Source organism: Ciceribacter thiooxidans (assembly GCF_014126615.1).
GTDB classification, from domain to species: domain Bacteria; phylum Pseudomonadota; class Alphaproteobacteria; order Rhizobiales; family Rhizobiaceae; genus Allorhizobium; species Allorhizobium thiooxidans.
Genome location: NZ_CP059896.1, coordinates 2,125,636 through 2,148,015, shown reverse-complemented (window position 1 = coordinate 2,148,015; position 22,380 = coordinate 2,125,636). Strand labels below are relative to the sequence as shown.

Here is a 22,380-nt window from a genome sequence, read left to right as displayed (position 1 = left end):
GTCGTCTCGGTCTTGATGGAATTTGCGATCCACCTTCCTTCCGCGTTCGCCCTCCGATGTCAATATGAACGGCCGGTTCCGGTCGCCGCGGGGGCATTTCCGGGCGAAGTGACGCGGCAAAGCGACAGAAGAGGATCAGCGGCGAGCCTCGCGCAGGGCCGCGATGTTTGCGCGGTGCACCTCTTCGTAAGGAGCGAAATAGCCGATCCAGCCCTTCTCGACCTCCGGTGCAACGAAGGTGGAGAGCGGTTCGCTGTCGATTGCCGGGTCGTCAAGACGGGAAAGCAGGCGTTCGAGATAGGCTTTGGTCGCCGAGATGAGGCTTGGCTCGTAGCCTCCGGCCGCGATCACCGCCTCGGCGCCGTGGTTCGGCAGGATGCGCCGGAAGGGCAGGGCCGCCAGCCGGTCGAGCTCGCCGATGTGGGTGCGCGTGTGCTCGGGTTCGGAGATATAGGTAATGGTGTCCTCCAGCGTGTCGCCGGCAAGCAGCACGCCGAGCGCGGGGACGAGGACCACGGTGCCGTCGGCGCTGTGGACGTCGAAGCGCATCAGCCGAAGTTCGAGTCCCGCAAGGTCGAGCGTGAACTCGTCCTCGAAAAGGCGGGTCGGAAGAATGACCGGCGAGATCGGCGGGGTTTTCGCGGCAAGGGTTTCGCGGTTTGCCACCATCGCCTCGTGCGTCAGCCGGTTGGCAATGATCTCGCAATCGGAAAAGACAGCATTGCCGGCGATGTGATCGGTGTGCCAGTGGCTGAGTACGACCCTGATCGTCTCGACGCCGAGGCTCAAAAGATGCGCGCGGATCGCGCGGGCATGGTCGAGCGAGATATGGGTGTCGTAGACGACGGCCTCGCTTCCGGAGACGATCGAGAAGCTGGCGACGCCCAGCGAATAGGCCCCGTCGTCCATCCAGTTGCGCTCCTTCGACCAGAGCCGGACGCCTTCGATCCTGCCGTCATAATAGGCGTAAAGGCCGGGATAGGGTTCGTGGATGCGCAGGGTGTCGGTGAGCGACGGCATGGAACGTCTCCGGTCGGGCAGCGCGGGAAGACCCGCTATACCACCCGCACGAAACTCGTCATACCCGTCTTCTGATGCTCGATGATATGGCAGTGGAGCACCCAGTCGCCCGGATTGTCGGCGACGACGGCGAGCTGCACCTTCTCGTCGGGCAAAACGAGGTAGGTGTCGGAGACGAGCGGCAGGACTTGCCGCGTCGACGAGGAGATCACCTTGAAGTTCATGCCGTGCAGGTGGATCGGGTGCGCGTGCGGCGTGACGTTCTCGAGATTGAAGACATAGGTCCTCCCGAGCTTCATTTCCGCGAGCGGCGCCATCGGATCGGCGCTGTCGCCGGGATAGGGCACCTTGTTGATCGCCCAGAAGGAATAGCCGAGGGAGCCGCAGATTGAATCCTTCGCCGCCTGTTCGGCGGTGGCGCTGAGGATCAGCGGCACCTCGATCGCCGCCGAAAGGTCGGGTTCGGCCTGCGGATTGGCGGTGAGCGGCGGCACGTCGCCGAGGCTCCGCTTGAGCGAGGTGCCGACGGCCCTGAGCCGCGCGACCGTCTTCGGCGTCGATGGGCGGATGTCCTCGATCGCGACCGTCGCCCCTTCGTCATCGGGCATGCGCAGCACGAGATCGAGTCGCTGGCCGGGCGAGATGATCGCGGTGTCGAGCGGCATGATAGAGGGCACCGGCTGGCCGTCGATCGCGACGACCACCGCGTCGCCGCCGGTGAGTTTCAGGTTGAAGATGCGCGTGACGTCGGAGGCGAGGAGACGAAGCCGGATCAGCCCGCCGGCCGCTGCGTCGTAGCTCGGCTCTACCTGCCAGTTGGCAGTGCGCACCGTGCCGAAGGTGCCGGCCTTCGCGGCATCACGCGCCTTGAACTGCGCGATGAACTGCGAATTGCCGCCGAGCCGCCAGTCGCGCAGGTTGAGCGCGATCTCGCCGTCGAACACCGGGTCGTTCGGGTCCTCGACGACGAGCATGCCGGCGAGCCCGCGGCCGATCTGGGTCAGCGTATTGCAGTGGGGGTGGTACCAGAAGGTGCCGGCATCCGGCGGCGTGAAGGCGTAGTCGAAGCCGTCGCCGGGATAGACGTAAGGCTGCGTCAGGAAAGGAACGCCGTCCATGGCATTGGCGATCCGCAATCCGTGCCAGTGCACCGTCGTCGGCTCTTGGAGAAGGTTTTCGAACCGCACGGAAAACGGCTCGCCGCGCCGCGCCCGGAGCACCGGCGGTGCCACGTCCGCCGGCGAGGCGACTGTCCGGTAGCTCATCACGCCGTCGCTCGGCGCCTTGCCGTCGATCATCGCCGTCAGTTCGTGAGCTTCCAGCAACAACGGGTCCGCCGTCGCACCGGCGAGTGCGCGGGTGATGCCTGGTGCGAGCGCGACGCCCGAGGCATAGGCGCCGCCGACGGCGGCGGTCTTGAGGAGATTGCGGCGGGTCAGCGGAAGCATTCGGGATACCGGACTGATGACATTTCTTCTCTTTTAAAGTTGAGAGGAAAATTCATCAATACGGCATCGTCCACCAAACTGCCGCAGTCAGTCCTGTTTCTCGGAAGGTGGCGCCGCGAGTTTGCTGAAGAAGGTCGAGGTGCGCAGGAGGTTGCGGAAGCGCGGCCGCCGCGCGGTGGCGGGTACTCCTTCGCGGACGGTCATCCGGAGCAGCGTGTAGACCATGAACACGCCGAGCACGACGGTCGTGTAGATGAAAAGCGCCTGCGGCCCGAAGTAGTCGAGCATGAAGGAGGCGAAAAGCGGCCCGACCACGGCACCGGCCGACCAGAAGAACAGCGTGCCGGCGGAGACGAGCGCATGCTGCCCGGGTGCCGCGTGGTCGTTGGCATGCGCCGAGCAGAGCGAATAGAGCGGCATCGCGAAGGCCCCGAAGATGAAGATGCCGACATAGTTCAGCAGTTCGTTCGTTCCGGCGACGAAGGTGATGAAGAGCCCCGCGGCGAAGGCGCCGAAAGTGGCGATCAGGATGATCCGCCGGCGGTCGAGCTTGTCGGAATAGTGGCCGAGCGGGTATTGCAGCACGACGCCCGCGAAGATGCCGAGGCTCATGAAAGTGGCGATCGACGTCACGGAAAAGCCGATGCCGTCGGCATAGATCGGCCCGAGCGAGCGGAAGGTTGAATTGGTGAGCCCAACGACGATGCAGCCGACCGTCGCGAGCGGTGAGACCTTCCAGAGCAGTTTCAGGTCGAAGCGCACCGCCTCCGGAGCTTCCGGGCTCGATCGGTCGGCAAACGAGATCGGTACGAGCGAAAGGGTGAGCGCCATCGAGACGATTGCGAAGAGCTCGAATCCGCTGATGCCGACGGCCGGGATCAGGTATTGCGCGAGCGTTACCGCGCCGAGGTCGACGAAGCGGTAGACGGAAAGCGTGCGGGCGCGCGTGGCGTTGGTGACGCGGGCGTTGAGCCAGCTTTCGACGACCGCGAAGAGACCTGCGAAGCAGAGGCCCTGCAGCAACCGCATCGCGAACCACGAGGCCGGATGGATCGCAAGCAGCATCGAGATCGAGGCGGCGGAGGCGATTGCTGCGAGCGCGGAGAAGGTGCGGATATGGCCGATCGAACGGATGATGCGGGTGACGTAGATGCAGCCGATCGCAAAGCCGATATTGTAGCCGGTGCCGATCACCCCGATGGTGGAGGTGGAAAATCCCTCCTGGAGCGCACGGAGCGAGATGAACGTGCCCTGCAGGCCGTTGCCCCCGATCAGGATGCCGGCGGTGATGAGCAGGGGAATGAGCGGGCGGATGTCGTTCATGAGGGCCTGGGCGGATTGGCGGTGCCGTCTCTGAGTCGCTGCCGAGACAGGATGCCACTTCTAGACCAGAGGGTTCTGCCGTTACAGCCGAAATAGCGACCATATCTGCTCCAGCCTTGACAAATCGGACGGCACGTGCGCTTTTCCGCCCGATTTTCTCTCGGCAGTTCGGGGCGCTTTTCCGCCTTTCTTGCCGGCGCCCAAGTCCAGGATTTAGCAAAATGCATCGTTACCGCAGCCACACCTGTGCCGCTCTCCGCAAGTCCGATGTCGGCAACACCGTCCGGCTTTCCGGCTGGGTTCATCGCGTCCGCGACCACGGCGGTGTGCTCTTCATCGACCTGCGCGACCACTACGGCATCACCCAGGTCGTCGCCGATCCGGACAGCCCGGCTTTCAAGCTCGCGGAAACCGTGCGCGGCGAATGGGTCATCCGCATCGACGGCCTCGTCAAGGCCCGGTCGGAAGACACGATCAACAAGAACATGCCGACCGGCGAAATCGAGCTCTACGCCCAGGAGATCGAAGTCCTGTCGGCGGCCAAGGAACTGCCGCTGCCGGTCTTCGGCGAGCCGGACTATCCGGAAGACGTGCGCCTCAAGTATCGCTTCCTCGACCTGCGCCGCGAGACGCTGCACAGGAACATCGTCAAGCGCACCCAGATCATCGCCGACATGCGCCGGCGCATGGGCGAGATCGGTTTTGCCGAATATTCGACGCCGATCCTGACCGCCTCTTCGCCGGAAGGCGCCCGTGACTTTCTCGTGCCTTCCCGCATCCATCAGGGCAAGTTCTTCGCCCTGCCGCAGGCGCCGCAGCAGTACAAGCAGCTGCTGATGGTCGCCGGCTTCGACCGCTATTTCCAGATCGCACCGTGCTTCCGCGACGAGGACCCGCGTGCCGACCGCCTGCCGGGCGAATTCTACCAGCTCGACCTGGAGATGAGCTTCGTCACCCAGGAAGACGTCTGGACGACCATGGAACCCGTCATGCGCGGCGTCTTCGAGCAGTTCGCCGACGGCAAGCCGGTGACGCAGGAATTCCCGCGCATCCCCTATGACGAGGCGATCCGCAAATACGGTTCCGACAAGCCGGACCTGCGCAACCCGATTATCATGGAAAGCGTGACCGAGCATTTCGCCGGTTCGGGCTTCAAGGTCTTCGCCAACATGATTGCCTCGAACCCGAAGGTCGAGGTCTGGGCGATACCGGCGAAAACCGGCGGTTCGCGCGCCTTCTGTGACCGGATGAACGGCTGGGCGCAGCAGCAGGGCCAGCCGGGCCTCGGCTACATCTTCTGGCGCCAGGAAGGCGCGGTCCTCGAAGGGGCCGGCCCGCTCGCCAAGAACATCGGAGAGGAACGCACCGAAGCGATCCGCACGCAGCTCGGCCTCGACGAGGGCGACGCCTGCTTCTTCGTCGCCGGCGAACCGGCGAAGTTCTACAAGTTCGCCGGCGAAGCGCGCAACCGCGCCGCCGAGGAACTGAACCTCATCGACCGCGACCGCTTCGAACTGTGCTGGATCGTCGACTTCCCGTTCTTCGAATGGAACGAGGAAGAGAAGAAGATTGACTTCGCCCACAACCCGTTCTCGATGCCGCAGGGCGGCATGGAGGCACTGGAAGGCGCCGATCCGCTGTCGATCAAGGCCTACCAGTACGACATGGTCTGCAACGGCTTCGAGATCGCCTCCGGGTCGATCCGTAACCAGTCGCCGGAACTGATGGTCAAGGCCTTCGAGATGGTCGGCCTTTCCAGGGACGACGTCGAGGAACGCTTCGGCGGCATGTACCGCGCTTTCCAGTACGGCGCCCCGCCGCACGGCGGCATGGCAGCCGGCATCGACCGCGTGGTGATGCTGCTCGTCGGCGCGAAGAACCTCCGCGAGGTGACGCTGTTCCCGATGAACCAGCAGGCGCAGGACCTCTTGATGAACGCGCCCTCGGAAGCGACCCCGACGCAGCTGCGCGAACTCGCGCTGCGCGTCGTTCCGCAGCCGAAAAAGGACTGAGCCGATCCTCGCTGATATCAGAAAGGCCCCGGAAGCTCTTGCTTTTGGGGCCTTCTTTTTGAGCTTCTCCAAGAGGTTCATTTCTCCAGGAACGACATTGGCCATGACCTCGGCCCGTGCGCGGATAATGTCGCCTTCAGGGCCATTCCAACAGGTTGTTCCGCTGAATTGTCTGCAGCAGGTTATTGCCAACGATATGGTCTGCCAAAGCATCCATTTCTCTTCGCCGACTTCGCGTGGCTCACGGAAAGCGAGGCTGCGGAGGTGGCGGTTCAGTGCTTCAATGTTCTATCTTGGCGCTATCGGTCGCAATTACGGCACGATATTCCGGTCCGTCGTCTCCGTACATCTCCGCACCATCGACTAAAATAACGTGCGGATCGCTTAATCGCTTGAGCGTCGATGATTGATGACGAAATTCGTGCCTGCAGCGCGGGCATTTCGGATTTGCGCCGGGCACGAACCTTCCACCGCATCCGCAAGCGGGAAGTGTTGACGCAATCTTCTCCAACACCTCCTGGCTTTCACTGTCCCATGCCAAGCGCTGGTCTTCTCTGCGGAAAATTGCGTTGCTGCATTCTGAGCAGTAGAAATGCGGGCAGATCTGGCTCATCCCGGAAGATCGCCAGGCTGGAATTTCAAGCGCGCAGTCGGGGCATCTAAACTTCCCGATGCACGGAAGCTCAACAATAGGGACGGGTCGATGAGGAATCGCGTCACTCCCTCACAAGCGCATTGTCGAGGAAGAACCACTGATCCAGATGCTCGCGGATCACAGGCTCGATCGCGTCGTTGAGCAACTGGATATCGTCGAGCAGGCGTTCGCCGTTCTTCTCCTCCGGCGGCAGCACGATCGGCGGCAGCGCATAGGCCTCGAAGCGGAAGCCGTCCGTGCGCAGATTGTACCAGGGGCAGAGCGTTGCCCCGGTCATCCGCGCCAGGCGAATGGTCATCGCCAGATTGCCTTCGAGATGCGGCTTGCGGCCGAACAGCGGACCGCGGATCTTGCCGTTGACGCCCTCGTCGCAGAAGGCCGAGACGATGCCGCCGCTTTTCAGCACGCGCACGGCGGGCCGTATGCCTTCAAGACCGGGCGGCAGGAAGTTCAGCCAGTTCTTGCGTCGGACGCGGTCGGCAATCCAGGCCTTGGCGCGCCCCGGCGGCGGGGTGTAGTTGATGTAGGGCACCAGCCCGACACGGTGCAGAATGATCGGGCCGATCTCCCAATTGCCGAGATGCATGCCGACGAAGATGACGGGGCCGCGCTTGGCGGCATCAATCACCCATTCGATGTTGTGGATGCCGATCCGCTCGGGGTGCCGGTTGAGGCGATTGATGACGGAGAATTCGGTCATCAGGCGTCCCTGCGTGCGGCAGTTCTTCAGGAAGAGCGCTTCCTTTTCATCGCCGTTCAAGTGCGGGCACAATTGGGCGATATTGGCGCGCGCACGTTTCTCCGCGACCTTGTGAAAGCGGGGGATGGCATAGATGCCGAGCCGGGCGCCGAACCGGGAGCACGCGTCCATCGGCAGCAGCTTCAGCCCGAAATGCCCGGCAAGGTGTAGGAGGTTCCAGACGTTGTCCGAAAACCAGTAGCGGACGAAGCGCTTGCGTCGGTCGCCACCGGCGAACCAGTCGGCGAATGCAGGCCGCTGTTCCTCCGAATAGATCCACGCCTTGCGCTTGGCCGCTTTCGCGCTCGATGTCTTGTCTTCCGATGCCATTGTCGGTCTCCTTCAGCGCCGGTGCAGCGTCACCGGCAGCCCGCCCTTCGGGCGCAGGGTGAGGCGGCAGAGCGGTTCCACCTTGTGGCCGGCATCGACGCGAACGCGGAAACGCTGGGCAAGGACTGCAAGGCAGAGGATCGCCTCGGTGAGGCCGAAGTTCATGCCCGGGCACACCCGCGGGCCGCTGGCGAACGGAATATAGCTGTAGGGAACGGGCCGGCGACCGTCGAGGAAGCGCTCGGGCCGGAAGAGATGAGGGTCCTCGAAGAGGCTCGGCGTGCGGTGCAGGAGCCAGGGCACGATGAGCACCAGCGAGGCCGGTTCGATCGGCATGTCGCCGATGGTGTCGGCCTGTTTCGTCTGGCGGGCGAGGATCGGCACCGGCGGATAGAGCCGGAGCGTTTCTTCGATCACCGCGCGGCAATAGTCGAGGTTCGGCACGTCGTCGATGGTCGGCATGCGGTCGCCGCAGACGCGGGCGATTTCCTCATGCACCGCCTGTTCCGCCCAGCCAGCGCGCGACAGCAGGTACCAGGCCCAGGTGAGCGTTGCTGCCGTCGTCTCGTGTCCGGCCATGAAGATCGTCGCCGCCTCGTTGCGGAGCGCGACGAGGTCCAGCTTCAGTTCAGGGCTGCGCTCCTGCCGGCGGATCAGCAGTTCGACCATGGAGTTATGGTCGCCGCGTCCCGCGAGATGGTCCTCCACCACCTTGTCGATGATGCGGTGGATGCGCTTGACCGAGCGGCGGAGCGATGGCGTACGGAGGACCGGCAGGCCTTCGTCGAAGCCGATGAAATAACCGAGATTGATGGAGTCGATCAGTGACTGGTAGCTCGTGAAGCTGTCGGTGACGGCATCGGCGCTCTCCTTGCCGAGATTGTTGCCGAAGACGCTGCGCGCGATGATCTCCGCCGTCAGTCCCGCCATCTCGTGCAGCACATTGACGCTCGCGCCGTCCGGCATCCGGCTCCAGCGTTCGACGAGTTCGCCGGCAGTCTTTTCCATCACCGGGCCGAAGCTCGGCACCCGGTTGGTGTGGACGATGTCGTTGACGAGCGCGCGCCGCTGTTTCCACGTCTCTCCGTCGGAAATGAAGAGGCCGTCGCCGAGCAGGTATTCCAGCGCCCGGCGCATCTGCGGGCTCTTGCGCTCATAATTCTCGTGCCGCTTCACCACGACCTGGCGGATGAGATCCGGCGCGTTGACCAGTACGATCTGCCGGCCCAGCACGCGGGTGGCCGTCACCCGCTCGGTGAAATCGGCGGGGCGCCAGATCGACAGGAAGTCGACGCGCGCCTGCAACAGGAGCCGGAGCCAGTCGCCGCTCTTGCCGTCGTAATAGGCGGCGTGCGCGGGCTCGAACGAGTTATCGTTCAGTTTTTCGGTGATCTCGACCGGTCGTGGCCGCCAGGCAAACATTGCGCGATAAATCCATGGTTGTCGATGAGCAACCAAGGATTGGCGGCACGGGTCGGTCCCGTCAATCGCGCGGCGCTGAAAGTACCACTATCCGTGACGAAAGGGCGCGGCAAGCCGCGCCCTTTCGAGAGCAAAAAATGTTTTGGCGAAACGGTTCGTCAGTCGTTCGCCGTCACCTTGGCGCCGAGCACCTTCGGCAGCGTGTCCGGAGCCCCCATGGCGGCGCCCATGATCATCGGGAAGGGCACGGGCTTTTCCGGGGTGGCGGAGATCGTCAGGCTGTTCGGGTCGTCGATGTATGTATTGACTGCCGCGGAGACCTCGTTGGCGAAGGCGCCGAGATTGGCCTGTCCGAGCATGATCGGCACCATGGCCTTGACCATCTGTGCCATGTCCGCGCCAGAGGTACCCTGCTGCTTGCCGGCATATTCCAGTCCACGGCTGGTGATACCGTCGTCCTCGAAGCGGATTTCGGCATTGTTGAACGACATCTGCTGCATCAGCCCGAGCATGGCGAGGCCGGCGGCCTGCTGTGCCTGCTCGTTCTTCGGCTGGGACTGCATCGTGCGGGCAGTCTCCTGCAGCTGCTTTACGAGGTCCATAGTGTAGCCGGAAACGCTGAAGGCGAAGTTCAGCATGCCGACATTGGCGAAGTCGAAGGCGTATTCCTCGACCTTGATGGTGCCGGTGGCGAGTTCCCAGCTGCCCTTCATGGTGACTTCGCCGTCGATCGTCTTGAGGTTGAGAGCCTCGATGGCTTCCTTGCTCTTGGCGTCCTCGACCGAGGCGAGATCGGCCTTGATGCCGCTGATGTCGGCCTCGAAGCTCATCGACTCCTCGTCCTCGGCGACATCGAGCGTGCCGCTCGCTTCGGCCATGGAGAAGACTTCCTTGCCGTCGACGACGACCTTGACCGGGCCGCTATGAGCCTCTTCGTAGAGCATCATCGAGGAAAGGTCGTTGCCTTCGGTGCTGCCGGGCACCCAGACGCCGGCGAGGTAGAGGTCCTCGACCGTTACGCTCGACTTCTCTTCGGTGAAATTGACCGGGGGAAAGTCGATGCGCTCGATGGAATAGGCGCCGCCGTCTTCCTCGGATACGTTCTTCAGCGTCAGGTCACCGAGTTTGACGCTCGACTGGTTCTCGCCGAGCGTCGTGAACTTGGCGCCCTTCAGCAGGACGTCGCTGCCGGTGACTTCGACCGACTCGGCCGAGATCGTCGCGCTGCCGGCCGCATAGGCGGCGTTGATCTTCTTCAGCAGGTCCTGGCCGTCCAGCGCCCAGGCATGGCCGGAGAGAGAGGTCAGGAAGGTTCCGGCGAGGAAAAGAGTGGTCGCCCGGGACGTTGTCATAATGAATCCTCTTGAAATCGGTGTAATCACTGAACCTTTTGGTTGGGCGGGAGCCTACTGTCTGCTGCGGGAGAAGTATAGCGGGAAAGTTGGGCCGTTCCGGCAAGGTTAACCGCGCATCGGGCATCGCTGCGGCGCTATGTCCCGAAACGGTCGTAATCCACAATCGGATCGGCCGGATTCCTTGCCGTCCGGGGTCATCTCCGCTAGCAAGGGTACATGGGAAAGAGCCTTTTGCCGCCCGGTGACGGCGGCGACAATATTCAACCGGTGGATTTGAGGGCGGCGCTCGAGGAGCGCTACCTTGCCTATGCGCTGTCGACGATCATGCACCGCGCACTCCCGGACGTGCGCGACGGACTGAAGCCGGTGCACCGGCGCATCATCCATGCGATGAGCGAAATGGGCATCCGGCCAAATTCGGCCTTCAAGAAGTGCGCCCGCATCGTCGGCGACGTCATCGGCAAGTTCCATCCGCATGGCGACCAGTCTGTCTACGATGCGCTGGTGCGTCTCGCGCAGGACTTCTCGCAACGCTATCCTGTCGTCGACGGGCAGGGCAATTTCGGCAATATCGACGGCGACAGTGCCGCCGCCTACCGTTACACCGAGGCGCGAATGACCGAGGTCGCGGCGCTTCTGCTCGAAGGCATCGACCAGGATGCCGTCGACTTCCGCCCGACATACAACGAGGAAGATGAGGAACCGGTCGTTCTGCCGGGCGCCTTCCCGAACCTGCTCGCCAACGGCTCCTCGGGGATTGCCGTCGGCATGGCAACCTCCATTCCGTCGCACAACGTCCATGAGATCTGCGACGCGGCGCTCTACCTCATCAAGAATCCCGGTGCCACCGTCGAGGAACTGATCGCCGACCCGGCGAACCCGCAGCGCGGCGGCATCGAAGGCCCGGATTTCCCGACCGGCGGCATCATCATCGAGAGCCGCGAAAGCATGGTCGAGACGTATCGCACCGGCCGCGGCGGTTTTCGCGTCAGGGCGAAGTGGGAGACCGAGGACCTCGGTCGTGGCGGCTACCAGATCGTCGTCACCCAGATTCCCTACCAGGTGCAGAAGTCGCGGCTCATCGAAAAGATCGCCGAACTGCTGATCGCCCGCAGGCTGCCGTTGCTGGAAGACATTCGCGACGAGTCGGCCGAGGACGTGCGCATCGTGCTGGTGCCGAAGAGCCGTACCGTCGACGCGACGCTGCTGATGGAATCGCTATTCAAGCTGACGGAACTCGAAAGCCGCATTCCGCTCAACATGAACGTGCTCTCGATGGGCAAGGTGCCGAAGGTCATGGCCCTGAACGAGGTCCTGACGGAGTGGCTCGAGCACCGCAAGGACGTACTCGTCCGCCGTTCGCGTTTCAGGCTCGCCGCCATCGACCGGCGCCTCGAGGTTCTCGGCGGCCTGCTGATCGCCTATCTCAACCTCGACGAGGTGATCCGCATCATCCGTGAGGAGGACGAGCCGAAGCCGGTCATGATCGCCAAATGGGATCTGACCGACGTGCAGGCGGAGGCGATCCTCAATATGCGGCTGCGCAATCTGCGCAAGCTCGAGGAGTTCGAGATCCGCAAGGAGCATGAGGAACTCTCCGCCGAAAAGGCCGAGATCGAGTCCCTGCTCGCCTCCGACGACAAGCAGTGGCAGACGGTTGCCTGGGAGATCGGCGAGGTCAAGAAGAAGTATGCCAAGGCGACGGAACTCGGTCGCCGGCGTACAATGTTCTCGAATGCGCCGGACGCCGATATCGAGGCGATCCAGCAGGCGATGATCGAGAAGGAGCCGATCACTGTCGTCGTCTCGGAAAAGGGCTGGATCCGTGCCCTCAAGGGCCATATTTCCGATACGTCGAGCCTCACCTTCAAGGAGGGCGACGGGCTCAGGGTCGCGTTCCCGGCGCAGACGACCGACAAGATCCTGCTCGTCACCACCGGCGGCAAGGTCTTCACGCTCGGCGGCGACAAACTGCCCGGCGGCCGCGGCCACGGCGAGCCGATCCGCATCATGGTCGACATGGAGAATGATCAGGACGTCCTGACCGCCTTCGTCCACGATCCGTCGCGCAAGCTCCTGCTCGCCTCCACGGCAGGCAACGGTTTCGTGATCCCGGAAAGCGAGATGATCGCCAATACCCGCAAGGGCAAGCAGATCATGAATGTCGGCATGCCGGACGAGACGAAACTCGTCGTGCCGGTCGCAGGCGACCATGTCGCCGTCGTCGGTGAAAACCGCAAGCTCCTGGTCTTTCCGCTCGTGCAGGTGCCGGAGATGTCGCGCGGCAAGGGCGTGCGCCTGCAGCGCTACAAGGACGGCGGCATCTCAGACGTGAAATGCTTCGCGATTGCCGATGGCCTGACCTGGGAGGACAGTGCGGGGCGCGTCTTCACCAAGAGCAAGGACGAACTGGTCGAATGGCTGGGCGACCGCGCCTCCGCCGGGCGGCTGGTACCGAAGGGCTTCCCGAGAAGCGGCAAGTTCTCAGGCTGAGATCAGCGACGCGGGACGGTATGACCGGCAAGAACCGCCGGTCAAGCCGGAAGCCGGATAGCCGCCATTCGTGTGCGTTATCATCAATTTTGCCGGTGAGTTTTCTTCGCGTAGGGGTTGATCGTCGGCGCCATATCGTTATCTTTCGGTTGCATATTTCGTTCCTTATTCAATGGAAGGCAGCCGGATGTTGACGCGACGTGGAATCTTGACCGGAGGCTCCGCGGCATTGGCGCTCGGCGGCGTCGGTATCCTCGTCGAGGCAAGGCGCGCGGCGGTTCGCTACGAGCGCTACGCGAGAGACATCCGCGTTCCGCTCACCGCCCCGGCGACCGACCGCGGCCTCGTGCGCTATGCCACCCTCGCGGCCAACGGACACAACACTCAACCCTGGCTGTTTCACACGTCGGATCGGGGCATCGCCATCCGGCCGGATTTTTCCCGCCGCACCCCGGTGGTCGATCCGGACGACCATCATCTCTATGTCAGCCTCGGCTGTGCCGTCGAAAATCTCGCCATCGCCGCGATCGCAACGGGCCGCCCCGGCGCGGTCAGGGTGACACGGGACGGCGATGAAACGGGAGCATCGCTGGCCTTCATCAGCGACGGCATGTCCGCCGATGCGGACACCTGGAAGATGTTCACCGCAATCCCCCGGCGGCAGTCGACGCGTAGCGCCTACGACGGTCGTCCGGTGCCATCCACCGACCTCGATCGCCTCCAAAAAAGTGCCACCGTGGACGGTGTCCATCTGGCCCTGCTGACCGAGCGCGGCGCAATCGGCAGCATGCGTGACCTCGTCATCGCCGGCAACGATGCGCAGATGGCGGATCGCGCCTTCGTGGCCGAACTCAAGCGATGGATCCGCTTCAGCCCCTCTGCGGCGATCACGCGGGGTGACGGGCTCTATGCTGCGGCGAGCGGCAATCCGGCCCTGCCGGAATGGATCGGGCCGCGCGCCTTCGACCTCGCATTCCGCGCGCCCGGCGAGGCGGATAAATATTCCAGGCAGATGGACAGCTCCGCGGGAATTGTCGTCTTTTCCGCCGCATCGGAAAGCCCCGCCGGCTGGATCGCGGCGGGGCGCGCCTGTCAGCGCTTCTGCCTGACGGCGACAGCGCTGGGCATTCGGACCGCATTCGTCAATCAGCCGGTGGAAGTCGCCGGCCTGCGTGCGGACGTGGCGCGAGTCGCCGGGCTGGAGGGACGCCGCCCCGACCTCGTGCTTCGCTTCGGCTATGCGCCCGCCTTGCCCTATTCGCCTCGACGGCCGGTCGAGGCAGTGATCGTGCACGACGCCTGAGTTCAGACGCCGGGCTGCACGCGGCGGGAGAGCCAGACCTGCAACACCGAGTTTCCGATGAGGCCGAGGAGCATGATCGTGCCGCCGACCAGCGTCATCCGGCTCGGAGCCTCGGTGAAGATCAGCCACATCCAGATGGGGGCGAGGATCGTTTCCAGGAGATAGAACATGCCGACCTCGGCCGCCGGCAGGTAGCGCGGGCCCGTCGCGAGACACCAGAATGCGAGCGGCATCATCACGGCACCGTCGAGCAGCACCCACTGCGGGTCGCTGATGGCAAAACCGGTCTGGCTGGCCATGACGAGGCCGGTCATCCCGGGCAGCAGGGTTCCCATCAGTGGTGCAAATCCCATCGGCTCCTTCGAGGCACGGCCGATCGTCAGCGCAGCTGCGATGAGGAACCCGCAGGCGAGTGCGAGCAGATCGCCGAAGAGATGCCCCGCGGCCATGCCGTCGCCGACGATCAGCGCCACGCCGCAGACCATGATCGCCATCGTGGCGAGGGTGGCGGAGGAGGGGCGCTCCTTCAGGAAGAACCAGGAGAGAAGGGCGCCGAACATCGGGTTGAACGCGACGATGAAGACGAGGTTCGCCGTGGTCGTCTGGTAGACGGCGGCGATGAAGGCCATGGTCGAGAGGCCATAAAGTGCGCTCGCGGCGAGGCTACGGATCGAGAGCCGGAAGGGCACCCGGCCGTCACCGACCCGGCGCAGGATCAGAAGGATCACGAATGCCAGGGCGAAGGTCGAAAGATTGCGCAGCGCCAGCACCGGCCAAATGTCGCCGTCGGCGAGGCGCACGAGCGGAATGTCGAAGGACAGAGCCAGCCCGCCGGCCGTGGTCAGCACGAGCCCCTTGCTGCGCGCGTCGAATTGTTCTGAAGGCATGTCAGTCCCGGGCGCTTTCGGAGGGAGTGTAGCGCTGCCAGCCCTGGCTCAGGAGGTGCTCCTGCGGCTGGAAGCGGATCTTGTAGCCCATCTTGTCGGAGCCGTTGACCCAGTAACCGAGATAGACGTGCGGCAGTCCGAGTGCCTTCGCCCGGTTCACGTGGTCGAGGACCATCAGCGTGCCGAGGGAACGCTTCTCCAAGGAAGGGTTGAAGAAGGAATAGACCATCGACAGCCCGTCGCTCATGAGGTCACTCAAGGCCACGGCGACCAATTCGCCTTTGGGCTGCCCCTTGAGTCCGTCGCCCGGCGCGCGCACCCGGTACTCGATGACCCTGGTCTGAACATGCGTGTCCTCGACCATGATCGCGTAGTCGAGCGCCGTCATGTCGGACATGCCGCCGCTCTGGTGACGATGATCGAGGTAGCGCCGGAAGAGACTGAATTGCTCCGAGGAGGGCTGCGCCGGGAGGGCGGTCGCGACGATGTCCCGGTTGGCGGCCAGTACCCGCCGGAAGGACCGGCCGGGTGTGAATTCCTTCGCGAGGATACGCACGGAGACACAGGCGCGGCAGGATTCGCAGGCCGGCCGGTAGGCGATGTTCTGGGATCGGCGGAAACCGCCCTGCGTCAGCAGATCGTTCATCTCGGTCGCCCGCGGGCCGACGAGGTGGGTGAAGACCTTCCGTTCCTTTTCACCCGACAGGTATGGACACGGCGCCGGCGCCGTCAGGTAGAACTGTGGGGAAGGGGTGGTCTGGGTGTTCATCGCGGCCGGGGCCCGATCCTCTCGCGGCTATAATCCATAATACCATGGCGCAAGAATGGAAAACGTCAACCATATGATGATGACCAACGGGGTACCCGCCTTCACGAAATCGGCGAAGCGATAGTGGCCGGGGCCCATCACGAGCAGGTTGGTCTGGTAGCCGACCGGCGTGGCGAAGGAGCAGTTGGCGGCGTAGATCACGGCGGCGACAAAGGCCTCGGGCGGTGCGCCGACGCGACGGGCGACGTCGATCGCGATCGGCATGAAGAGAGCGGCGACGGCGTTGTTGGAAAGAATGTTGGTCAGCACCGCCATCAGCAGGAAGAGCACCGAAAGCACGATCGCAGGCGGTGCGCCGTCCATCACCGCGATCGTCTGTCGGGCGATCAGCGAGGCGCCGCCGGTGTGCTCGAGAGCGGTCGCGAGCGCGATGGCCGTTCCGATCATCAGGTAGATCTGCTTGTCGAAGGCGCGGCTCGCCTGGTTGAGCGTCAGGCAGCCGAGCGCGATCATGAGGCCGGCGCCGACGATCGCGTTGACGACGATCGGCGAGATGTCGAAGGCCGAGAGGAGCACGATACCGGCGAAGATTGCTGCGGCGATCCTCGCCTTGCGCTTCTGCGGCACGGATTCGGCAGAGTGCTCGAGCAGGAGAATGTCGTGGTTGCCTCGCATCGCGGCGAGGGCGTCCATCGTGCCGCCGATCAGCAGCGTGTCGCCTGCTTCCAGCCGGATCTCGGAAAGCGCAGTGCGGGCCATGCGGCTCTTGCGCTGCACGCCGAAGACCGCGACGTCGAACTGGGCCTGAAGCCCCGAGAGCTGGATGGTGCGGCCTTCATAGCGTGACCCGGGCGCGATCACGGCCTCGATGATGTGGTAATGGGCGCCGGGCGGCACGACGTCGATATTGCTGCTGTAGCCGTCCTCGCCTTCGAGCCCGGCCGTTCCCTTCTCGCCTTTGGCGATCGCGTCCATGAAGGCCTTGCGCGTTCCCGTCACGATCAGAGTGTCGCCCGGCATCAGGGTGATGTTCTCGAAGGGCGGGCGAATCGGCACGTCACGGCGCAGGAGCAGACGCGGCGTCAGATCGCGGATCTCGGGAAAGAAGCCGGCCTTGGAGGTCATGCCGATATAGCGGTGGCCTGCCGTCAGGAGGATTTCGCCGACGAACTGCATGCCGGTGACCTGATTCTCGCGCGTCGCTGCCGACACACGGTCCTTGAGAAGGCGGGGCATCAGCACGAGCACGTAGACACCGCCGACGGCCGCGAGCAGCACGCCCATACCGGTCAGGTCGAAGAAGTCGATCTGCAGGCCCTGCTGTGCCGCAAGTCCGGCCGCGATCATGTTAGTCGACGAGCCGATGATCGTCGTCATCCCGCCGAGAATCGTGATGAAGGAGAGCGGCATGAAGATCTTGTAGTTCGGCACCCGCTGCTGCGCCGCCACCACCGTGAGGATCGGAATGAAGATCACCACCACCGGTGTGTTGTTGAGAAAGGCGCTGGTCGTGCCGGTCACGCCGAGGATGATGGCGATGGTGAGCCATGGCCGGTTGGCGCCGAGATTGCCGAGAACGCGGGCAGGGCGCTCCAGGGCGTCCGTCGCGAAGAGGCCCTGGCCGACGATGAGCAGAGCGATGATCGTCGCAAGCGCCGGATTGCCGAAGCCTGCAAGCAGCGCATCCGCCCCGAGGATGCTTCCGTCCGGGGTGCGCATCGGAAAGGCGCCGAAGATCGCGAGAAGCGTCGCGAGCGATCCGAGCGAAACCGCCTCGACCGAATAACGGTCGCTTGCGAAGGCGATGATGGTGGCAAGGATGACGACGACGGTGGCGACGAGATGGAAATCCGGCATTCGATGGTTCCGCTGCAGGGGCCGGCCGGATCGGGCGGTCCGGGCACGGCCCTTTATGTCGATCCAAGGGCAAGCGGAACAGTCCTAGCGTTTCAAATGTCGCGAGGTCCAGGGAATATTCTTGCACGGGCACGGCGCGGGGCGGATGCGCTGTGCGCCGCCCCGTTCTCGCAGCCCGTCTCAGGCCGTGCGGATGGTGGCGGTGCCGACGAGGAAATCGTGGACGAGACGCGAGCGCTCGGTGAAGAGGCCGGCAAGCAGGATCAGCGGCGTCAGAACGGAGTTGAGGATCCAGAAAAGCGCAAGATGCGCGATCGCCGTGACGAAGTCGATCTTGCGTCCGTCGAGCCGGACCATGGCGATCCCCATAGCGCGCATGCCGGGCGTCGCCTGGAACGGACCGGCAAGCGAGATGCCGAAATAGAGGCCGGCGACGATGAAAAACAGGATCGGATAGAGCAGGAAGCCGAGGCCGAGCGTCAGGATGCCGACGAAGAAGACGAGCACGGCCGCCGGAATCCACAGGAGCGCGATGATCAGGTAATCGATGATGAAGGCGAACACACGCCGCGACAGAACCCCGCTATAGGCCCGCCAGTCGTCGGGGGCCGCATAGAGCGGATTGGGATTGTAGGTCATGACATGCGCTCCTTTCGCTTGAAGACGCATATGGGGTGCCGGGCGGACGTTGGCAATCCGCCCCGACAGGGCATCGCCTTTATTTTGCAAGCTTTCTTGCGACATCCATCGCGAAGTAGGTGAGGATGCCGTCGCAGCCGGCCCGCTTGAAGCAGAGCAGCGTTTCCATCATCGCCTTCTCTTCGTCGAGCCAGCCGTTCATTGCGGCTGCCTTGATCTGCGCGTATTCGCCGGAGACCTGGTATGCGAAGACCGGCAGGCCGAAGGCTTCCTTCATCCGCCAGCAGACGTCGAGATAGGGCAGGCCCGGCTTCACCATCAGCATGTCGGCGCCTTCCTCGACGTCGAGGGCTGCGTCGCGCATCGCTTCGGTGCCGTTCGCCGGATCGATATAGTAGCTCTTCTTGTCACCCTTCAGCAGGCCGCCCGTCGAGATCGCCTCGCGATAGGGGCCGTAATAGCAGGAGGCGAATTTCGTCGCGTAGGACATGATGCCGACCGACTGGTGGCCGGCGGCGTCGAGACCGCGGCGGATCGCTCCGATGCGGCCGTCCATCATGTCGGAGGGGGCGACGATGTCGGAGCCGGCATCCGCCTGCAGCACAGCCGCGCGGACGATCTGGTCGACCGTCTCGTCGTTGACGATCTCACCGTCGCGCAGGATGCCGTCGTGGCCGTGGCTGGTGAAGGGGTCGAGGGCGACATCGGTGATGACGCCGATATTCGGAACCGCCTTCTTGATCGCCGCGGTCGTGCGATTGATGAGATTGTTGGCTTCGAGGATCTGCGATCCGGTCTGGTCCCGCAGTTCCATCTCGACGTTGGGGAAGGTCGCGAGCGCCGGGATACCGAGATCGGCAGCCGCCTTCGCCGCTTCCACGGCCTTGTCGACCGACATGCGGTTGACGCCAGGCATTGCGGCGATCGGTTCGACGATGCCTGTGCCGGGGATGATGAAGATCGGCCAGATCAGGTCATCGACGGTCAGCCGGTTCTCGAGTACCAGTCGCCGCGTCCAGTCGGCCTTGCGGTTGCGTCGCATCCGCCGGTGACCAGTGATCTCGTCGACAAGGTGGGTTTTGTCCTGCGTCATGGCGCTCGTCCTCGCTTGGTGGCTCAAACCGCCGGCTGCATAGCACGAGACCGGAGCCGTGCAAAAGCAAACGTCGTCGCAGTGAGCCGGCATGCCTCGGGTTCGCCGGTTCTTCTGCTCATGGCCTGTGGGCGAAGGCCGTTCGTCCCCGCCTTTTCACCGCAAGTCGCTGGCGGCGGCTCGGGCGTCCGCCTATGTTTTGCCAATGGAAGCTGATTCGCCACATGTGCCGAAGCGCAGCCTGACGGAGACATTGTTCGTGACCTTCCTCCGGTTGGTCGCGGTCTCCTGCCTGTGGTTCGGCCTCCAGTATTGGGCGATGCTCGTCGGCTATTCGTTCGGCGGCAGCGCCCGCTTCGATCTCCTGAACCTGCCGTGGAAAGTCGCCGCCAGCAGCCTCGCGGTCGTCTTTCCCGTGGCGGCCCTCGGGCTCTGGCTCGCCGTCTCCTGGGGGCCGGTCATCTGGGTCTTCGCCGCCGGCGGCCAGGTCCTGATGTACGGTGTATGGAGCAACATCTACGGCGGCGACAGCCTCGTCGTTCCCATGCACTCGGCGGTGGTCGTCGTCTACCTCGCGTTTCGCGCCGCGCTCTGGCTGGAACAGCGCCGCAAGGCCCGGGAGATAAGGGTTGATTTACCCTGATCGACGGTCCGGTTTTGGTAAGCTCCTGTTAAGCCTGCATTTTAAATAGAATTTTAGGCGCATTCGATAGTGTCTCTCACAAGGCGGGAAGAAAACCAAAAGCCGCCAGACAAACAGTGAGGCAGATCGACATGAACACGAAACTGAAGCCGCAGCCGGCAACACATGAACCGCATGACGATGCAATCCGCTCGCTCTATCTGGAATCGCTCCACCTGGTCGAGCGGCTGCATCGCCGCCTTCTGGACGTCATCAAGGACGAGTTCGACCGTCAGGGTCGCTCGGACGTCAACGCCGTCCAGGCTCTCCTTCTCTTCAACATCGGCAATTCGGAGCTGACCGCCGGCGAGCTGCGCTCGCGGGGCTACTATCTCGGCTCGAACGTGTCGTACAACGTCAAGAAGCTGGTCGACCTCGGCTTCATCAATCACCAGCGTTCGCGCATCGACCGCCGCTCGGTCCGCATCAGCTTGACCGACAAGGGCCAGGAAGTCGCCGAGACCGTCGCCCGCCTCTACGAGCGCCATATCGGCTCGATCCAGAAGGTCGGCGGCATCGGTTCGGACGAGTTCACCCATATGAACAAGCTCCTGCAGCGCCTCGACCGCTTCTGGAACGACCAGATCCTCTACCGCCTCTGATCCACCGGGGCACTTCGAGGTACTGCATTTTCCTCCAGTCATGCAGCCGCACGACGAGGCGCCTGGCGCGGCAATCTGCCCGCCACGGCGCCTGCGTGCGTTTGGGTGACACGGAACGACACGCATTCGTGAGTGGCCACCGGTGACACGAATTGGCCATATTGATATGGGAGCGCCGGGGATGAGAAAACGCCGCGTGGCCCTCCTGGCAGGACGGCCGTTTCCGGATGTGCCGGCGAGACGCGTGCGCGTTTGTTAACCATGCCTGTGTATAGCCTGGCTGTCTGTCCTTTTGGGAAAATGGTAGAAAATATGTCGAAGAAGCCTGCAAATCTTGCGATGTCGCGTCGTGCTCTGCTGCGTGGTGCCGCCGTTGCCGGTGCTGCCGTGGTCGCCGGACAGGCGGCAGCGCAGACGGCGATCGAAGACGTCATCAATGCGCCGCGCCGCGGGAACTGGGACGACCAGTTCGATGCGCAGGTTTCGCGCGCAAACGCCAACGTCGTTTCGAATACGCCGGTCCTGAGCCCCAGCAACGTCATGCATGTGCAGCAGGCGATCGCCAACTACCAGGCCATCGTCGCCAATGGCGGCTGGCCGCAGGTCAATCCCGGCGTAAAGCTGAAGCTCGGCGTCAGCGATCCGTCGGTGCAGGTACTGCGTCAGCGCCTGATGATCTCCGGAGACCTGCCGCGCTCGGCCGGGCTTTCCAACTCATTCGACACCTATGTCGACGGCGCGGTCAAGCGCTTCCAGGCCCGGCACGGCCTGCCGGACGACGGCGTGCTCGGCGAATTCTCGCTCAAGGCGCTCAACGTTCCGGCCGATACCCGCCTGATGCAGCTCAACGTCAACCTGCAGCGCCTGCAGGATGTCGTCAGCAAGCAGCTCGAAGCGCGCTACATCATGGTCAACATTCCGGCCGCCTATGTCGAGGCCGTCGAGAACGACCGCGTGGCGCTTCGCAATACCGCAATCGTCGGCCGGATTAGCCGCCCGTCGCCGCTGGTGAGCTCCAAGGTCTCCGACATCATCCTCAATCCGTACTGGACGGCCCCGCGCTCGATCGTCGAGAAGGACATCGTGCCGCTGATGCAGAAGGATCCGACCTATTTGGCGCGCAACAACATCCGGCTGATCGACGGCAAGGGTAACGAAGTTTCTCCGGAAACGATCGACTGGTTCGCGCCCAAGGCGCCGAACCTGATGTTCCGTCAGGATCCGGGCAAGATCAACGCGATGTCCGCGACCAAGATCAACTTCCCGAGCCCGGAAGCCGTCTACATGCACGACACGCCGACGCAAGGGCTCTTCAACAAGCTCATGCGCTTCGAGTCCTCGGGCTGCGTGCGCGTCCAGAACGTCCGCGACCTCATCGTTTGGGTACTGAAGTACACGCCTGGCTGGAGCCGCCAGCAGATCGAGCAGGTCATCGCGTCGCGCGTCAACACCCCGATCCCGGTCAGCGATGACGTCGGCGTCCACTGGGTGTACCTGACCGCCTGGTCGGCAAAGGACAACGTCGTCCAGTTCCGCGACGACATCTACCAGCTCGACGGCAACGTTCAGCTTGCGCTCGACACCAATATCGGCGTCGAACAGGCCGCCGGCTCGATCTCCGTCGACGACGACCTCGTGCCGCAGCAGTAAGGGCGTTTGCACTCTTCTTCAAAGCCGCGCCTCTCCGGAGCGCGGCTTTTTTCGTCCGGGCGGAGCGTTATCGCTCTTTGATGCTCAAATGTCGTAAGCCG

Annotated in this window: 17 protein-coding genes; 6 read left to right on the top strand and 11 right to left on the bottom strand. The window is 63.7% G+C overall.

What is annotated here, in order from left to right; all coding sequences use genetic code 11:
• Positions 1-135: 135 nt before the first annotated feature.
• The 3 genes from H4I97_RS10360 to H4I97_RS10350 form a co-directional block, all read right to left on the bottom strand.
• Positions 136-1,020 carry an MBL fold metallo-hydrolase gene (locus H4I97_RS10360; protein WP_182304548.1) on the bottom strand — a complete coding sequence of 295 codons (885 nt, stop codon included), beginning with the start codon at positions 1,018-1,020 and terminating at the stop codon, positions 136-138.
• Between the two features lie 35 nt (positions 1,021-1,055).
• Positions 1,056-2,468, bottom strand: a complete 1,413-nt coding sequence (locus H4I97_RS10355) for a multicopper oxidase family protein (protein ID WP_182304547.1) — start codon at positions 2,466-2,468, stop codon at positions 1,056-1,058.
• 87 nt (positions 2,469-2,555) lie between these two features.
• Positions 2,556-3,791 carry an MFS transporter gene (locus H4I97_RS10350; RefSeq protein WP_182304546.1) on the bottom strand — a complete coding sequence of 412 codons (1,236 nt, stop codon included), beginning with the start codon at positions 3,789-3,791 and terminating at the stop codon, positions 2,556-2,558.
• Positions 3,792-4,012: 221 nt separating this feature from the next.
• On the opposite strand from H4I97_RS10350, the gene aspS reads away from it, so the two are divergent.
• The gene (gene aspS / locus H4I97_RS10345) at positions 4,013-5,803 is read left to right on the top strand and encodes an aspartate--tRNA ligase (RefSeq protein ID WP_182304545.1); all 1,791 of its coding nucleotides are present in this window, start codon (positions 4,013-4,015) and stop codon (positions 5,801-5,803) included.
• 716 nt (positions 5,804-6,519) lie between these two features.
• On the opposite strand, the gene H4I97_RS10335 is transcribed toward aspS, so the two are convergent.
• The 3 genes from H4I97_RS10335 to H4I97_RS10325 form a co-directional block, all read right to left on the bottom strand.
• Positions 6,520-7,527: a lysophospholipid acyltransferase family protein gene (locus H4I97_RS10335; protein ID WP_182304543.1), complete on the bottom strand. Its 1,008-nt coding sequence runs from the start codon at positions 7,525-7,527 to the stop codon at positions 6,520-6,522.
• Between the two features lie 12 nt (positions 7,528-7,539).
• Positions 7,540-8,949 (bottom strand): cytochrome P450, encoded by a 1,410-nt coding sequence (locus H4I97_RS10330; protein WP_182304542.1) that lies wholly within the window; start codon positions 8,947-8,949, stop codon positions 7,540-7,542.
• Between the two features lie 158 nt (positions 8,950-9,107).
• Positions 9,108-10,301, bottom strand: coding sequence for a YdgA family protein (locus tag H4I97_RS10325; RefSeq protein WP_182304541.1), 1,194 nt, complete (start codon positions 10,299-10,301; stop codon positions 9,108-9,110).
• Positions 10,302-10,520: 219 nt separating this feature from the next.
• Here H4I97_RS10325 and parC point away from each other — a divergent pair, with 219 nt between their 5' ends.
• Both parC and H4I97_RS10315 read left to right on the top strand, forming a co-directional pair.
• Positions 10,521-12,797, top strand: a complete 2,277-nt coding sequence (gene parC / locus H4I97_RS10320) for a DNA topoisomerase IV subunit A (RefSeq protein ID WP_182304540.1) — start codon at positions 10,521-10,523, stop codon at positions 12,795-12,797.
• Positions 12,798-13,005: 208 nt separating this feature from the next.
• A complete protein-coding gene (locus H4I97_RS10315) occupies positions 13,006-14,100 on the top strand; it encodes an Acg family FMN-binding oxidoreductase (protein ID WP_244658619.1) in 1,095 nt (364 codons plus the stop codon).
• Between the two features lie 2 nt (positions 14,101-14,102).
• Here H4I97_RS10315 and H4I97_RS10310 read toward each other — a convergent pair whose 3' ends face one another.
• The 5 genes from H4I97_RS10310 to hemB all read right to left on the bottom strand — a co-directional run bounded on the left by H4I97_RS10310 (position 14,103) and on the right by hemB (position 19,345).
• Positions 14,103-14,987: a DMT family transporter gene (locus H4I97_RS10310; protein ID WP_182304538.1), complete on the bottom strand. Its 885-nt coding sequence runs from the start codon at positions 14,985-14,987 to the stop codon at positions 14,103-14,105.
• Between the two features lies 1 nt (position 14,988).
• A complete protein-coding gene (locus H4I97_RS10305; protein WP_182304537.1) occupies positions 14,989-15,756 on the bottom strand; it encodes an arginyltransferase in 768 nt (255 codons plus the stop codon).
• A 27-nt stretch (positions 15,757-15,783) separates the two neighbouring features.
• Positions 15,784-17,613, bottom strand: a complete 1,830-nt coding sequence (locus H4I97_RS10300) for an SLC13 family permease (RefSeq protein ID WP_182304536.1) — start codon at positions 17,611-17,613, stop codon at positions 15,784-15,786.
• 180 nt (positions 17,614-17,793) lie between these two features.
• The gene (locus H4I97_RS10295) at positions 17,794-18,252 is read right to left on the bottom strand and encodes an RDD family protein (RefSeq protein WP_182304535.1); all 459 of its coding nucleotides are present in this window, start codon (positions 18,250-18,252) and stop codon (positions 17,794-17,796) included.
• 79 nt (positions 18,253-18,331) lie between these two features.
• Positions 18,332-19,345: a porphobilinogen synthase gene (hemB, locus tag H4I97_RS10290; RefSeq protein WP_182304534.1), complete on the bottom strand. Its 1,014-nt coding sequence runs from the start codon at positions 19,343-19,345 to the stop codon at positions 18,332-18,334.
• Positions 19,346-19,550: 205 nt separating this feature from the next.
• Here hemB and H4I97_RS10285 point away from each other — a divergent pair, with 205 nt between their 5' ends.
• The 3 genes from H4I97_RS10285 (at position 19,551) to H4I97_RS10275 (ending at position 22,279) form a co-directional block, all read left to right on the top strand.
• Positions 19,551-19,988: a DUF6163 family protein gene (locus H4I97_RS10285; RefSeq protein ID WP_182304533.1), complete on the top strand. Its 438-nt coding sequence runs from the start codon at positions 19,551-19,553 to the stop codon at positions 19,986-19,988.
• A 131-nt stretch (positions 19,989-20,119) separates the two neighbouring features.
• The gene (gene ldtR, locus H4I97_RS10280) at positions 20,120-20,629 is read left to right on the top strand and encodes a transcriptional regulator LdtR (RefSeq protein ID WP_182304532.1); all 510 of its coding nucleotides are present in this window, start codon (positions 20,120-20,122) and stop codon (positions 20,627-20,629) included.
• Positions 20,630-20,941: 312 nt separating this feature from the next.
• Positions 20,942-22,279, top strand: coding sequence for a L,D-transpeptidase family protein (locus tag H4I97_RS10275; protein ID WP_182304531.1), 1,338 nt, complete (start codon positions 20,942-20,944; stop codon positions 22,277-22,279).
• Positions 22,280-22,380 lie beyond the last annotated feature (101 nt).